This window comes from Streptomyces boninensis (assembly GCF_048572725.1).
In the GTDB taxonomy this organism is placed as follows: Bacteria; Actinomycetota; Actinomycetes; order Streptomycetales; family Streptomycetaceae; genus Streptomyces; species Streptomyces boninensis.
The window spans coordinates 8,408,873-8,422,458 of record NZ_CP183837.1 but is presented as its reverse complement, the minus strand read 5'-3'; the positions used below and the strand labels follow the sequence as shown (position 1 = coordinate 8,422,458).

Here is a 13,586-nt window from a genome sequence, read left to right as displayed (position 1 = left end):
CCAGCGGTCGACCGCTCAGGGACGTGCCTGGAGTGATCCAGGAGGGGCTGAACGCATAGGCGGGATCGCCACCTGTCGGTCAGGGCTTTCGACCCAGGCAGACAATGCCTCGGGGAAGTCCTCGTCTTCCAGGAGGGCGGCGTAGGACGATCCGGCCAGGCTCTCCAGTGTGCGGAGCACCTCGGGGAAGCCCGACCGGCGCAACCGTACGGCCGTATGCGTGGCTGCCTTGACCTTCCCTCGCTGCACTTGGCTGTGCCACCGGACCAGCTCGGAGATGAACACCCCGCAGGCGTCTGCGCGGCCAATTCTCAGGTCGTATCGGTTGAGTCCGAAGACCTTGATGCTGTGACACCCCTTGGCGGTGCGCGCCTTCAGCTCGCCCGACTTCGGCAGCAGCATCAGATGGTCTGCTGGGTCGTCCACGGTCGGGTCGATGAGCAGACAGGCGCCGGTGCTGGGGTCGCAGGGATACAGGTTTCGCTTCTCGTTACTGTTGCAGTGGGAGCAGGCCAACAGGTGGTTGTCCCAGCAGAAGGTGCGTAGCGGGGTGCGCGCCTTCGGCTCGAAGTGGTCAATGTCGGTGCCCTGGTTATCCAGGCAGTACATGCAGCGGATACGGCCGGGCGCCATCTGGATGAGCAGGCTCTTGATGTGCCTTTTCGCGACTTTCGCGGCCTTCCACTCCGCGACCGCAGCCTTGCTTGTGGCCCCCGCCTCACGGATCTTCGCAGTGCGGTCGTCGCAAAGCTTGGTCAACTCATGCGTGGCCGACAGCCGTTGCACGGGGATCACTCGTCACCTGCCAGGTGCGCCGCCATCTCGTACACTCGTGCAGTGCGGGAACTCGACAATTCGGCCGCCAACTTCTTGTAGTCCGCTACCTCGGTCTCGTCCGCTTCGCCGTCGAAGACTTTCTCCTCCAGGCGTACGAGTAGGCGACGCAGCCTGTCCGCGCGTTCGGAGTACGGGGTCTCCAGGCCGAAGAGTTCAGAAAGCACCGCGTCCTCGCCGCTCCCGTACACAATCCGCTGGTACAGATCCTGTGCTACGACTTCTGGCGCCCGCTGCTCGTCAGGCCCTGGCAGCCGAATTAGTCCGCCTGGATCGGCAGCCTGGCAGATGTAGGGGCTGTGGCTGGTCACGATGAATTGGATCTTCGGGAAGTGGCTCTTGAGCCAGTCACCGATTCGCCGCTGCCATGTGACGTGTAGATGAGCGTCGACCTCATCGATGATGACCACACCCGGCATCTGCACGATTGGATGGCCACTGTCGTCCGTCCCGACGTCCAAAGTCCCGTACGCGGTCTGGAGCTGTCGGACCAGGTCTAGGACCAGCGCCACGACGGTCCGGAAGCCATCGCTCATCTCTCGCAGTGGATAGGCCCGTTCTGGATCATCAACGGGGGCCACCCATAGTCCTTCGGACGAGACCCGAAGTGCCCGGTAGCCGTCTGGTAGCAGGCCGTCAGATAGCAAATCCTTCACGATATCCAGGAGCTCGGTGGCTTCCTCGCGTTCCTCCAGGCTGCGTAGTCGCAATTCCTTGAGCCAGCTGACGCCTTCGGCGAGTGAGGCGTCTTCGTGGAAAAGCGAAGCCATCCGCCCGGCGGGTCCCGGCGCGAGCATCAGGCGTTGGGCTTCCCCACTGCCGCCTGCGAGGCGTCTGAACGGGCCGTAGGCGGCGCAGAACCAGCCCTGCGGATGATCGGCCCAGGGGCCGCGGGCGGACGAAGGGGAGCCGTAGTTGACGCCGTCGTACGGGGCCAGTGAAGGCTGAACGGGGCTGCCGAACGGGTTCCGGGGTTGGGTGTCGTCGGCCTCTGGCAGGGTCCAGCCCAGTCCGAGCATCATGCGCCCGTCCGGACCTCGACCCCGTCCGGTGAGTTGATCGACCGTGTAGTCGGGTGAGACCGCGGCCTGAGACCAGGCATCCAGCTCACCGGTGGTGATCCAGCCACTGAAGTCCTGGGCGAGCGTGCGGGCTACCTGTGGGCCGGCGAGTGTGAGGGCTAGGGCGCGCAGGAGTGTGGACTTTCCGGACCCGTTACGCCCCGCGATGACAGTCCAACTGCCGCCGTCCTCGGGCTGGGGCAGCGGGAGAGCGTCCACTGCACGGGCCCCGTAGAAGCCCCTCACGTTGGAGAGACCGAACTCTGTGACGTACACCCAGCCCTCCTTGTCGATCGTCAGTTCCCTGGGCGGGTTGTCGAAGTCAGCCTCTCACGGGGTGCTGACGCTGCCATCCGCCTCAGCTCAGCCGAAGTCGGAAGTTGGGCTCGTAACCGGCAATCTTATTCTGGCGGCAATCGGTCGTCAGGCCAGATCATCCGCGATTACCTCGGTCTGCTTCAGGACGCGGTCGACCGCGCCTGGCTCCTCGTCCGGCGGGTAGCCGAAGAAGTTGAGGAGCAGCTTGACCTTGGCGCGAATGCGGTCCTGGGCCTGGCTCTTGACGCGCCAGTCAATGGTGACGTCTTCCGTGATCTGCTCGTATAGCTTGCGGGCGATCTGCGACAGGATGTCTTGTCCCATCTCCAGCGCCTTCGGGTTGGCCGCGATGGCGTCATAGAAGGCCATCTCATGTTCGGACAAGCCGAGTTCTGCTGCGAGTGTGCGGGAGCTGGATACTGCCTGAGCCATCTCGACGAGGAGCCTCGCCGCCTCGGCAGAGCTGATGAGGCCGTTGTGATATCGGTTCATGACCGACTTCATCTGCTCGGAGTACTCCTGCTGCCGCGTGAGATTGCTCGGGTGTGCTTCCTGGATCTCCCTGGCGATCGCGTCACGCAGGGCCTTGAGTGCCAGGTTCGGGTGCCGGCTCTCCCTGAGCTGCTGAACGAAGCCCTCGTCGAGGTGGGACAGGTCCGGCTTGGTGAGGCCAGCGGCGTCGTAGATATCGACAACGCCGTCGGCGGCCACCATCTCCGCGTTGAGCTGCTCGATCATGCGGCGGACATCGGCCTCGGTGGCCAGACCGAGCCGCTGCCGGTGCTCGGCAGCCAGCTTCCGGTACGTGGTTCGTACGGATGCGAAAAAGTGGATGTCGGGCAGCAGATCCTGGACGTCGGGGTGCGTCGGGCAGAGCGAGAACGCCTGGGAGAGCAAGCGGCTGAAGTGCAGGAAGCGCTGCGCGCGGGTGGGCTCGCCCGGTGGCAGGGCGGGCTCGGCGGTCTCCAGGAGGTCGAGTGCCTCACGGAGAGCCCCGCGGTAGCCGGCATCCCGCAGCGTGGCGCGCCAGGGGCAGCTTCGGAGTACGGCGTCAACCTTGCCGTGCATGCCGCGTACGGTCTTGACCGCCTCCTTGATGTGCGCGCCGATGGTCTTCTGTTCTTGATCTGCCTCCGAGTACGTGGCCAGCGCGTACTTCAGTTCTTTGGCCACGCCCAGGAAGTCCACGACCAGGCCGGAAGGCTTCTCGTCCCAGGTACGGTTGACGCGGGCGACGGCCTGCATGAGAGCGGCGCCGCGCATCCGGCGGTCCATGTACATCGTGTGCAGAGGTGGGGCGTCGAAGCCGGTCAGCCACAGGGACTGGACGATGATCAGCTCCAATTCGTCCTCTGGCTTGCCGACACGCGCCTGGATCTTCTTCAACTGGGTGGGCGTGCGAACGTAGTCGGTGATATCGGATGTGTCCTTGCCGGGGTTGCCGGTAAAGTGGGGTTTGCCCCCGTTTGTGGACATCTCTTGAAGATCGGATCTTGGGATCCGAGGAGGTGTTCTGGTGGGTGCTGCCCGGTATCCGGAGGAGTTCAAGCGGGACGCGGTGGAGCTGGTGCGGTCCACCGGTCGGTCGATCGGCTCGGTCGCCAAGGAGCTCGGTGTCAACACCGAGTCGCTGCGCCAGTGGGTGCGCAAATCCCAGGCCGTGGCCGGCGACGGCGGTGGTGACGCGGTGACGCCGTCGGAGCGTGAGGAGCTGAAGCGGCTGCGCAAGCAGGTTCGTGAGCTGGAGCTGGAGAAGGAGATCCTGCGGAAGGCAGCACAGTATTTTGCGAAGGAGATGGGTCGTTGACCGGCCGCTGGCGGTTCATCTCCGACCACCATGTGGAGTACGGCATTCAGCGGCTGTGCAGAATTTTTGGCGTCTCCCGGTCGGGCTTCTATCGGTGGCGCCAGGCGGCGCCGGCCCGGCAGGCCAGGGCAGCCGCCGAGGCGGCGCTCACCGAGCAGATCCGGGCCATACACACGCAGACGAAGGGCGCCTATGGGGTGCCGAGGGTGACGCGGGAGCTGCGCGCGGATGGGCCGGCGGTGAACCACAAGAAGGTCGCTCGCCTGATGCGGGCGGCTGGGATATCGGGGCGGCATCTGCGGAAGGGCAAGCGCACCACGATCCCGGATGCCCGTGCGCCGAAGGCCCCCGACCTGCTGGAGCGGGACTTCACCGCCCGGGCACCGAATGTGCGCTGGTGCGGCGATATCACCTACCTGCCGGTGGGAGGCGCATGGATGTATCTGGCGACCGTCATCGACATTCATTCCCGGCGGGTGGTGGGGTGGTCGATGGCCGAGCACATGCGCTCCGCCCTGGTCGTCGACGCGCTCGAAGCGGCCGTCGCGACCCGCGGCGGCTCCGTCAACGGCGTGGTATTCCACAGCGACAGGGGAACGCAATACACGTCGGCGGCGTTCGCCGCGGCCTGCCGGAAGCATGGAGTACGTCGGTCGATGGGCAGAACGGGATCGAGCTACGACAATGCGATGGCAGAGTCGTTCTTCGCCAGCATCAAACGTGAACTCCTCTACGGCGAGCGGTGGCTGAAGAGTTGCGAGGCCCGGCTGGCCGTGTTCTCGTGGATGGCTTGGTACAACAACCGGCGTCGGCATTCCGCACTGGGTCACATCAGCCCGGTCGAGTTCGAAAGGCGCTCGGTCATGTCAGGTAGCCTGAATCTGGCTGCATAGTTCGCAGATGTCCACGTAGCGGGGCGAAGCCCAAGGAGTGGATGACCCGGGTGCAGGGCCAAATGACCTTTGGGATACCGAGGATGGGCGGAGGTTAATCAGCATCCTGTTTGCCAGGCCCGATTCGGCGATATTCTCTGACCTTCAGAGGGAAATCGTATACTACAACGTCCGGTCGGGTGCGGGATGGGATCTGTTTGTCGCCGGGTATTGTCCAGGGCAACCGCAGGATGATCCAACAGCGTATGCAGCTGAGGGGGGTTGGTGGTTTAGCCCCACTGCGTTCAACGACATACGGGGTGCCGTAGAGAGTCGGCACAGAGAAGCAGTGACGACTCGAGGGCTTCTCAGAGGAAGACGTGAGTCTTGGCGATACTCAGGGAAACCGGAATTGGTTAGCTTCTGGGGGTTCGCTTCCGACTGGGCGCGACCTGACTGGTCCTCGCTGGTTTCGTGCAACATTGCCGAACCTGATAAATCGCTAAGCTGGGCCGTTGAGGCGCATTCAGATTGGCGCACTGTCCAGTTGCCAAGAGAATTCTTGCCTGGGAGCAGACAATGGGAGCTTCGCGACCGAATGCGTTTGAGTGAGTTGAACTCCGCCCTATCATGGACGGCTACAGCTGCCGCCGGGGCGGCAATGGGGGAAGGGGTGAAGACGCTGATGGGCAAGCTACTCGGCTAGCGGAAGACTGCTTCCTCCACCGCTACGGCTTTGCCAGCTCACTCTGGTTTCATGAGGCCGCCCTCGGCTCCGGAGTACGGCACCTAGAGGCTGCCAGTCAGCCGGTAGCTTCTTATGGTTCCGCTTGCGGTCAGGTCAACGGTGTGGGTACTGAATCCGTCAGGATCCAGTCGGATGTAAGACTGCCGCGCTGAGGCGATGTGTTTTACCCAGGTCGCAGTGAAGCCCTTGGCCAGTTTCTGCCAGGGCTTCCAGCCGGAGTTGTCTGCCAGTTCGGCGTAGAAGTGATACACGTCGCGGACCGAGAGCGTCGAGGTGAACGTCGCCGTCACATGCCCGCCGCTCCAAGCGCCAGCCTCAAAAATGCTGCCTTTCGAGTAGGTTGCGGGTTTTTCCTCTCGCGCGGTGCGCTTCGCAGCGGGCGGGAGCGCGGTGAGGATCGGTTCGGATGCCAGCCGGTGCAGCCGTTTGTTGCCGGGGTCGGGGTGGGGTGGCCTGCGGTGAATTGCGCAGGCTGTGGTCAGTCCTCCGGCGGCCCACAGCAGGAGTATGGCTCTACGTGTCGCGATCAACATGATCACCTCAAGAGTGCCCGAAGCCGGATGAGTTGGCTGGGCACGAAGGTCAGTGTAGGTCGGTCCGCCGCGGGGTGACCCGGGTTCGGCAGGGTGTGGTGGGCCCAGGGCCCTGAGCTGCACCCCGTTTCGTAGCGTCCCTGAAGCCAGGTCTATGATCTTGGCGTAAGGAGACACACGAGCAAGTGCCAGCACCACGGAAGTACCCCGACGAGCTCCGCGAGCGTGCCGTCCGCGAGGTCCGCACCAGCGGACGCCCGGTCGCCCATGTCGCCAAAGACCTCGGCATCCACAAGGAAGCCCTGCGGCAGTGGGTCCGCCAGGCCGAGGCGGACAGCGGCGACCGCGATGACCGGCTTACCAGCGCCGAACGCGACGAGCTGAAACAACTCCGCAAGGACAACGCCGAGTTGAAGCGGGCCAATGAGATCCTGAAGGCCGCTTCGGTGTTTTTTGCCCAGGAGATCGACCGTCCCCGGACGAGGCCGAGCAGGTGATCGACCACCTGAAGGAACGCGGCCTCGGGGTCGATCCCGTCTGCCGGGTGCTGGACCTGTCGGTCTCGACCTATTTCGCCCGCAAGCGGCGCCCGAAATCGGCCCGCCGGCTGCGCGACGAACAGCTCATGCCCATGATCGAGGAGATCCACGCCGAGTCCGGCGGCACCTATGGGGCCCGCCGGATCACCCGCGCGCTGCGGCGCAAGGGCGTCGAAGCTGCCCGCTGCACCGTCGAGCGGCTGATGCGCGAGCTGGGCCTGGAAGGCGTCATCCGCGGCCAGCGGCGCCGCACCACGATCCCCGAGCCGACCGCGCCGCGGCCGCCGGACCTGGTCGACCGCGACTTCACCGCGGACCGGCCGGATCAGCTGTGGGTGGCGGACATGACCTACGTGCGGACCTGGTCCGGCTGGGCGTATGTCGCGTTCGTCCTCGACGTGTACTCGCGGATGATCGTCGGCTGGCAGATCGCCGGTCACATGCGGACCGAACTGCCGCTGGACGCCTTGGAAATGGCGCTGTGGCGCCGGAGGATCAAGACGGGTTCCGGTCTCATACATCACAGCGACCGCGGGTCGCAATACGTATCAATTCGATACACAGACCGGCTCACCGACATCGGCGCCTCGGCATCCGTCGGGTCCGTCGCGGACAGTTACGACAACGCCATGGCGGAGGCGCTGAACGGCACCTTCAAGGCCGAGCTGATCGAGATGCAGGGCCCCTGGCACGACGTCCACCAGGTCGAGCGGGCGATCTTTCGCTGGGTGACGTGGTACAACGAGGAACGGCTCCACTCCGCCCTCGACTACGTGCCACCCGCCGAGTACGAGGACGCCTTCTGGCGAAGTCAGGAAGCCACCCAGCAGTCCGCCTGACCAATCAAGTCCGGACGCTATGAAACTCGGGGCAGCTCAGTACGAACGGCCATGGCCTCCCAGGCCCGTATCGAAGGGCGCTTCCTGGGCGGACGCCCGCCGTACGGCTATCAGCTGGTGGACCTCGGCCCACACCCGAACCCGGGCAAGGCCGCCGACGGCAAACGCCTGCGCCAGCTGGCCCCGGACCCGGCCACTGCCCCGGTCGTCGTGCGGATCTTCGCCGAATACATCCGCGGCCGAGGCGACTACGCCATCGCCGAGGGCCTGACCCGCGACGCCATCCCCTGCCCCTCGGCCGCCGACCGGGCCCGTAACCCGCACCGCGACGGCCACGCCTGGTCCAAGGGTGCGGTCCGCGCCATCCTGTCCAACCCCCGCTACACCGGCCGCCAGGTATGGAACCGCCAGCGCAAACACGAAACGCTCCTCAGCCCCGACGATGTCACCCTCGGCTATGCCACCACCATGCGCTGGAACACCCCCGACCAATGGATCTACTCCGAGCAGCGCTCTCACCCCGCGCTCATCGATGACGCCACCTTCACCCGCGCCCAGCAACTCCGCAGCCGCACCGTCCGCCCCGCTCCGGCCCCCGGCGTCCCCCGGGCCCGCCACCCCTACCTGCTGCGCGGCGCCCTCATCTGCGGCATCTGCGAACGCCGCATGCAAGGCAACTGGACCCACGACCAGGCCTATTACCGCTGCCGCTACCCCGACGAATACGCCCTCGCCAATCGCATCCACCATCCGCGGAATATCTACCTGCGCGAAGCCTGGATCCTCCCACCCCTCGACACGTGGGTGGCCACCTGCTTTCTGCCACACCGGCTCGACGACACCATCGACCAACTCGCGGCCGCCACCACAACAGATCCGGGCCCCGGCGAAGCCGCCGCGCAAGCCGCCCACACCACGCTGACCGAATGCGACGCCAAACTCGCCACCTACCGCACCGCCCTGGAATCCGGCACCGAGCCAACCATCGTCAACGAATGGATCACCGAGATCCAGGCCCGCCGCGCCACTGCCCAGGCCCAGCTCCGCCACCTCACCGGCGAAGCCTCCACCCGCATGTCCCGCGACGAGATCGCCCGCCTGGTCCGCACCATCGCCGATGTCACCGCCGTCATCCGCGAAGCCGACCCCGCCGACAAAGCAGTCATCTACCAGCAGCTCGGCTTGCGCCTCACCTACCACCCCGCAAAGCAAAAAGTGCTGGCCGAGATAGATCTCGACCAGCACCCAGCCCACAACCGTAGGCTGCCAGAGAGTGTCCGAGGGGGGACTTGAACCCCCACGCCCGTTAAAGGGCACTAGCACCTCAAGCTAGCGCGTCTGCCATTCCGCCACCCGGACGAGGGTGTCTTGCCGATGGCCTGGCGGCCGCGGCGACATCTCAACCATACCAAGGATTCCGGGGTGCTCTGCCACCCGTTAATGGCGTTACGCTACGTGAGCGGTAAGTGACGATTCGCAGGTCAGGAGGGGACACGGGCCCGCCCGGCGGCGGAGCCCGTGTCCCCCGATGCGTTAGGCGTTCTTGCGCCGGCCCGTCAGATACGCCGCCGACCGCTTCGCCGTACTGAAGCTGCCCGCCGGGTTCGTCGCCGGGTCGACCGCGTCGTCCCGCTCCACCAGCCAGTTGTGATAGCGGTCACCTCCGCGGCGGCGGGTCACCGTGCCGATGAAGCGGCGGTAGTCGATGTCGCCGTCGCCGACGTCTGTCATGTGGTAGCCGTGCTCCTGGGCCTCGTCGTGTTCGCCGTCCTTGACGTGGAAGAGGGGGTAGCGGCGCGGGTCGTCCAGTACGTAGTCCAGCGGCTTGAAGGGGGCCGGGGTGCCGTCCGGGCGCTTGCTGAAGCGGTACTGGCCGACGTAGGCCCAGTAGATGTCCATCTCCAGGTAGACCAGGTCCGGGTCCGTTTCCGCCAGCATCAGGTCGTAGATCCGGACCTTCGGGTTGTCGCTGCAGAAGCCGAATTCCTCCGAGTGGTTGTGCGTGTACCACTTCATGCCGCGCGCCTTCGCCGCCGCGCCGTACTCGTTGAACTCCGCGCACGAGCGCTTCACCGCGTCCACCGTGGTGCCGTAGCGGTTGTTCGGGCCGGCCCAGGTGCCGATGTACGGCATGCCCAGCGCCTCCGCGTCGTCCAGCACCTGGTCGAGGCTCTCGGCGAAGGAGTACGCGCCGGTGTGGGACACGTGGCTGCCGATCGGGAACAGGTCGTGGTCCCGCGCGAGCCGCCTGAGCTGGGGCAAGGTGATGGACCCCGTGCCCTGGGTGTAGCCCGCGTACTCGATCTGGTCGTAGCCCGCCCTTTCGAGCTCCTGGAAGACCTTGGCGAAGCCGACCGAGGCGATCTGGTCACGCACCGTGTACAGCTGGATACCCAGCTTGCCGCGCGGCACGATCCGGCGGCTGCCGTGTCCGTGGCCGTGGCCCCCCGCCACGGCCGGAGACGCCGCCGCGCCGGTGATCGCGGCGGCGGTGGCGCCCGCCGCGACGCCGAGGAAGCTGCGGCGCTTGAGGCGTCTGGCGAGTTCGGAGTTGTCACTCATCAGGCGGGTACTCCTTGTTCTTGAAATTATTCGAGGTGGTGAGGTGTCGACAGCCCGGCCAGTGAGAGCAGCAGCTGCTTCACGTCGGTGGCTGCGACTGGGTCCGTCGCGGCTCCTGGCCGGGACGTAAGGAAGACCGGGCCGTCGCGCTCGTCGTCCGGGAGGCGGCCGTGGCTGCCGCGGACGGGTGAGGGGTCGAGGGGGATGACGGACATCTTGTAGCGGAGGCCTGTTTTCTTGCGGGCCAGGGCGGTGGCCGCGCGGAGGCGTACGTACGGGTCCGCGGGGTCCATGAAGAGCTCGGCCGGGTCGTAGCCGGGCTTGCGGTGGATCTCTACCAGGCGGGCGAAGTCGGGGGCCTTCGCGTCGTCCAGCCAGTAGTAGTACGTGAACCAGGCGTCCGGCTCCGCCAGCGCCACCAGCTCTCCGGCGCGCGGGTGGTCGAGGCCGTACGACTTCTTGCCCTCGTCGTCCAGCAGCTCCGCCACGCCCGCGAGGCCGGTCAGGGCCTCCCGTGCGGCCGGGATGTCCTCGGGGCGGCGGACGTACACGTGGGCGATCTGGTGGTCGGCCACCGCGAAGGCGCGGGACGCCATCGGGTCGAGATATTCCATGCCGTCCTGGGTGTGCACCTCCAGGAGGCCTGCGCGGCGGAGTGCGCGGTTGATGTCGATCGGGCGGTCGGCCGATGTGATGCCGTACTCCGACAGGACCACCGTCTCCGCGTCCGCAGCGGATGCGTCCGCCAGCAGCGGTGCCAGTTCCGCGTCCACCTCACGGGCCGCCGCGTGGGCGCGGGGGTCGTCGGGGCCGTAGCGCTGGAGGTCGTAGTCGAGGTGGGGGACGTAGACCAATGTCAGATCAGGGCGGCGGGTGGCCAGGAGGTGGCGAGCCGCCGCGATGATCCACTTGGATGAGGTGATTGCTGCCGTGGGGCCCCAGTAGGTGAAGAGCGGGAAGGTGCCCAGCTTTGCCTCCAGCTCGTCGTGCAGCGCCGCCGGGCGGGTGTAGCAGTCCGGTTCCTTGCGGCCGTCCGCGTAATAGATGGGCCTCGGAGTGATCGTGTAATCCGTGTCCGCGCCCATCGCGTACCACCAGCAGACGTTCGCCACCGTGTAGCCGGGGTGGGCGCGGCGGGCGGCGTCCCAGAGTTTGTCGCCTTCGACGAGGGCGTTGTGCTGGCGCCACAGCAGGACCTCGCCCAGGTCGCGGAAGTACCAGCCGTTGCCGACCACGCCATGCGCCGAGGGCGTGGTGCCGGTCAGGAAGGTGGACTGGGCGGTGCAGGTGACGGCCGGGAGCGGGGGCTGCAGTGGGGCGCACGAGCCGGCGTCGGCCAATGCCGTCAGGTTCGGCATGTGCTCCAGGAGGCGGGGGGTGAGGCCGACGACGTCTATGACCACCAGGCGCTTTGGTGTCGTCACGGCAGCTCCTTCAGGCCGAGTTCGGTGAGCAGGTCGCGGGCCAGGGACAGTTCGGCGGCGATGCCATCGGCGAGCTGGGCGCGGCTGCGGGGTCTGAGGTGGGGTGGTAGGGCGTGCCAGGTGTACGTCTCCACCTCCAGGTGGCGGGTGAGCGGGTGCGGGCCGCCGACGAGGTGGGTGAGGGCGGACTTCAGGACGCCGGTGGTCGCGGCGAGCGGGGGCTCCAGGGGCGCGTGCAGGGGTACGTGGAAGTGCGAGCGCCACTCCCCCGCGGTCGGCAGGCCGCCGGTCAGGGCCTCGTCCAGGTCGTCGGTGCCGCTCACGCCGCGTACGCCCTGAGCCGCGCGCGTCCGGGTCTGGTGCAGGAAGCGCGGCTCGGCGAAGGCCTGGAGGGCGGTGCGTACGGCGGCGTCGTGCGGGTCGGCGGCCTGGAGGGCGGCGGAGAGCTGGGTCTTGACGATCGCGACGCCGGACGCGGTGAGGGCCGGGATGGCGGTGTCCGGGTCCTCGAACTCGGTCGCCAGGTGGCAGGTGTCGACGCAGATCCCGATGCGGTCGGGGGGCGGGGCATCCGCGCCGGTGAGGGCTTCGATGGCGTCGCTCGTGGTCTCGACCGTGCAGCCGGGCTCCGGTTCGAGGCCGACGCGGATGCGGCGGCCGGTGAGCTCCTCGATCGCCTCCAGGCGAGAGGCGAGGATGTGGAGCGCGGCCAGGGCCTTCTTGCGCTGGTCGTCGCCGAAGTCCGTACGCCAGGCGAGCGGGAGGGTCGAGATGGTGCCCTCGGCGGCGTCGTCCGGGAGGAGTGTGGCTAGGAGGCGGGCTAGGTCGGCGGTGTGGTCGAGGCGGGGCTGCTCGGTCCAGTCGGGTTTGTAGACGCGGTATTTGACGACCTGGTCACCGAAGCCCTGGTACGGGAAGCCGTTGAGGGTGACGACCTCCAGGCCGCGGTCGTCGAGTTCACGCTTGAGGCGGCGCAGCGCGGCTGGGTCGGAGCCGAGGGTGCGGACGGCGTCGGCCGCCAGCCAGAGGCCGATGCCGAGGCGGTCGCGGCCGAGGCGGCGGCGTACCGGCTCGGCGTGGTCGCCGAGCTGGGCGAGGACGCCGTCGTAGTCCTCGGCGGGGTGGACGTTGGTGCAGTACGCGAGGTGGACGGTGGAGCCGTCGGGGTGGCGGAAGCGCATGGGGGGTCAGCTCCCTCCGCGGAGGATGGAGTTGCCTTCGTGGGTGGCCGCGCCGTCTTGTGGCTTCGGGGGCTCCAGTTCCAGGCGGCCTGACTGGCCGTAGAAGGCGGCCGGGTTGCGCCAGAGGACCTTGTCCACGTCGTCGTCGGAGAAGCCGGCGGCGAGCATGGCGTCGGCGGTCTTGCGGGTCTTGAGCGGGTCGGACTTGCCCCAGTCGGCGGCGGAGTTGATGAGGATCTTGTCGGTGCCGTACTCGCGGAGGATCGCGACCATGCGGTGCTCGTCCATCTTGGTGTCGGGGTAGATGGAGAAGCCGCGCCAGACACCGCTGTCAGTGGCGGCCTTTACGGTGGTCTCGTTCAGGTGATCGAGGACGACCTGCGCGGGGGGCAGGTCGGACTCGGCGATGACGGCGAGGGTGCGGGCGACGCCCGCGGCCTTGTCACGGTGGGGGGTGTGCACGAGGGCGGGGAGCCCGTGGTCGGCGGCCAGCTGCAGCTGGGCGGCGAGGGCGTGGTCCTCGGCCGGGGTCATCGAGTCGTAGCCGATTTCGCCGACGGCGACGACGTGGTCTTTGAGGAGGTAGCGAGGGAGTTCGTCGAGGACGGGGGTGCAGCGGGGGTCGTTGGCCTCTTTGGGGTTGAGGGCGAGAGTGCAGTGGTGCGCGATGCCGTATTGCGCGGCGCGGTACGGCTCCCAGCCGAGGAGGGCGTCGAAGTAGTCGAAGAAGCTGGCGGGTGCGGTGCGGGGCTGGCCGAGCCAGAAGGAGGGCTCGACCAGGGCGCGGACGCCTGCGTCGTACATCGCCGCGTAGTCGTCGGTGGTGCGGGAGGTCATGTGGATATGGGGGTCGAAGATGCGCATGGGT

General features: G+C 67.0%; 11 protein-coding genes and 1 tRNA gene. 3 read left to right on the top strand and 9 right to left on the bottom strand.

Annotated features, from left to right (window positions below; translation table 11 throughout):
* Positions 1-15: 15 nt before the first annotated feature.
* The 3 genes from ACNNMR_RS37970 to ACNNMR_RS37960 all read right to left on the bottom strand — a co-directional run bounded on the left by ACNNMR_RS37970 (position 16) and on the right by ACNNMR_RS37960 (position 3,689).
* On the bottom strand, positions 16-786 hold the full coding sequence (locus ACNNMR_RS37970) for a hypothetical protein (RefSeq protein WP_419999263.1): 771 nt from the start codon (positions 784-786) through the stop codon (positions 16-18).
* A gap of 5 nt (positions 787-791) precedes the next feature.
* Entirely contained in the window at positions 792-2,171 is a 1,380-nt protein-coding gene (locus ACNNMR_RS37965; RefSeq protein WP_419999262.1) for an AAA family ATPase, read from the bottom strand.
* Between the two features lie 147 nt (positions 2,172-2,318).
* Positions 2,319-3,689, bottom strand: a complete 1,371-nt coding sequence (locus ACNNMR_RS37960) for a type I restriction enzyme endonuclease domain-containing protein (protein ID WP_419999261.1) — start codon at positions 3,687-3,689, stop codon at positions 2,319-2,321.
* A 40-nt stretch (positions 3,690-3,729) separates the two neighbouring features.
* Between ACNNMR_RS37960 and ACNNMR_RS37955 the strand changes: the two genes are divergently transcribed.
* Positions 3,730-4,913, top strand: a protein-coding gene (locus ACNNMR_RS37955) for an IS3 family transposase (RefSeq protein WP_419999260.1) whose coding sequence is annotated in 2 segments (ribosomal slippage) — positions 3,730-3,999 and positions 4,002-4,913 — 1,182 coding nt in all. Because the reading frame shifts where the segments join, the coding sequence is not laid out codon by codon here.
* Between the two features lie 768 nt (positions 4,914-5,681).
* Here the strand turns inward: ACNNMR_RS37955 and ACNNMR_RS37950 are convergent.
* Complete coding sequence (locus ACNNMR_RS37950) at positions 5,682-6,173, bottom strand: hypothetical protein (protein WP_419999259.1); 492 nt, start codon at positions 6,171-6,173, stop codon at positions 5,682-5,684.
* A gap of 185 nt (positions 6,174-6,358) precedes the next feature.
* Here ACNNMR_RS37950 and ACNNMR_RS37945 point away from each other — a divergent pair.
* Together ACNNMR_RS37945 and ACNNMR_RS37940 are read left to right on the top strand one after the other, a co-directional pair.
* Positions 6,359-7,551 (top strand): IS3 family transposase gene (locus ACNNMR_RS37945; RefSeq protein WP_419993208.1). Its coding sequence is split into 2 segments (ribosomal slippage): positions 6,359-6,623 and positions 6,623-7,551, totalling 1,194 coding nucleotides; the frame shifts between segments, so codons are not numbered across the junction.
* Positions 7,552-7,602: 51 nt separating this feature from the next.
* Complete coding sequence (locus ACNNMR_RS37940) at positions 7,603-8,844, top strand: recombinase family protein (protein WP_419999258.1); 1,242 nt, start codon at positions 7,603-7,605, stop codon at positions 8,842-8,844.
* Here ACNNMR_RS37940 and ACNNMR_RS37935 read toward each other — a convergent pair.
* The 5 genes from ACNNMR_RS37935 to ACNNMR_RS37915 form a co-directional block, all read right to left on the bottom strand.
* Positions 8,826-8,910 (bottom strand) — tRNA-Leu (locus ACNNMR_RS37935). The genes ACNNMR_RS37940 and ACNNMR_RS37935 overlap by 19 nt on opposite strands.
* Before the next feature lie 174 nt (positions 8,911-9,084).
* Positions 9,085-10,113: a sugar phosphate isomerase/epimerase family protein gene (locus ACNNMR_RS37930; RefSeq protein ID WP_419999257.1), complete on the bottom strand. Its 1,029-nt coding sequence runs from the start codon at positions 10,111-10,113 to the stop codon at positions 9,085-9,087.
* Positions 10,114-10,139: 26 nt separating this feature from the next.
* Positions 10,140-11,537 (bottom strand): alkaline phosphatase family protein, encoded by a 1,398-nt coding sequence (locus ACNNMR_RS37925; protein ID WP_419999256.1) that lies wholly within the window; start codon positions 11,535-11,537, stop codon positions 10,140-10,142.
* On the bottom strand, positions 11,534-12,718 hold the full coding sequence (eboE, locus tag ACNNMR_RS37920; RefSeq protein WP_419999255.1) for a metabolite traffic protein EboE: 1,185 nt from the start codon (positions 12,716-12,718) through the stop codon (positions 11,534-11,536). The genes ACNNMR_RS37925 and eboE overlap by 4 nt, the downstream gene beginning before the upstream one ends.
* A 6-nt stretch (positions 12,719-12,724) precedes the next feature.
* Entirely contained in the window at positions 12,725-13,582 is an 858-nt protein-coding gene (locus ACNNMR_RS37915) for a TatD family hydrolase (protein ID WP_419999254.1), read from the bottom strand.
* Positions 13,583-13,586: the final 4 nt, after the last annotated feature.

What these genes read in the sequence shown, in the direction of transcription:
- ACNNMR_RS37950 (WP_419999259.1), bottom strand. Translation starts at nt 6,173, where the DNA reads ATGTTGATCGCGACACGTAGAGCCATACTCCTGCTGTGGGCCGCCGGA.
- ACNNMR_RS37915 (WP_419999254.1), bottom strand. Translation starts at nt 13,582, where the DNA reads ATGCGCATCTTCGACCCCCATATCCACATGACCTCCCGCACCACCGAC.
- ACNNMR_RS37930 (WP_419999257.1), bottom strand. Translation starts at nt 10,113, where the DNA reads ATGAGTGACAACTCCGAACTCGCCAGACGCCTCAAGCGCCGCAGCTTC.
- eboE (WP_419999255.1), bottom strand. Translation starts at nt 12,718, where the DNA reads ATGCGCTTCCGCCACCCCGACGGCTCCACCGTCCACCTCGCGTACTGC.
- ACNNMR_RS37940 (WP_419999258.1), top strand. Translation starts at nt 7,603, where the DNA reads ATGGCCTCCCAGGCCCGTATCGAAGGGCGCTTCCTGGGCGGACGCCCG.
- ACNNMR_RS37960 (WP_419999261.1), bottom strand. Translation starts at nt 3,689, where the DNA reads ATGTCCACAAACGGGGGCAAACCCCACTTTACCGGCAACCCCGGCAAG.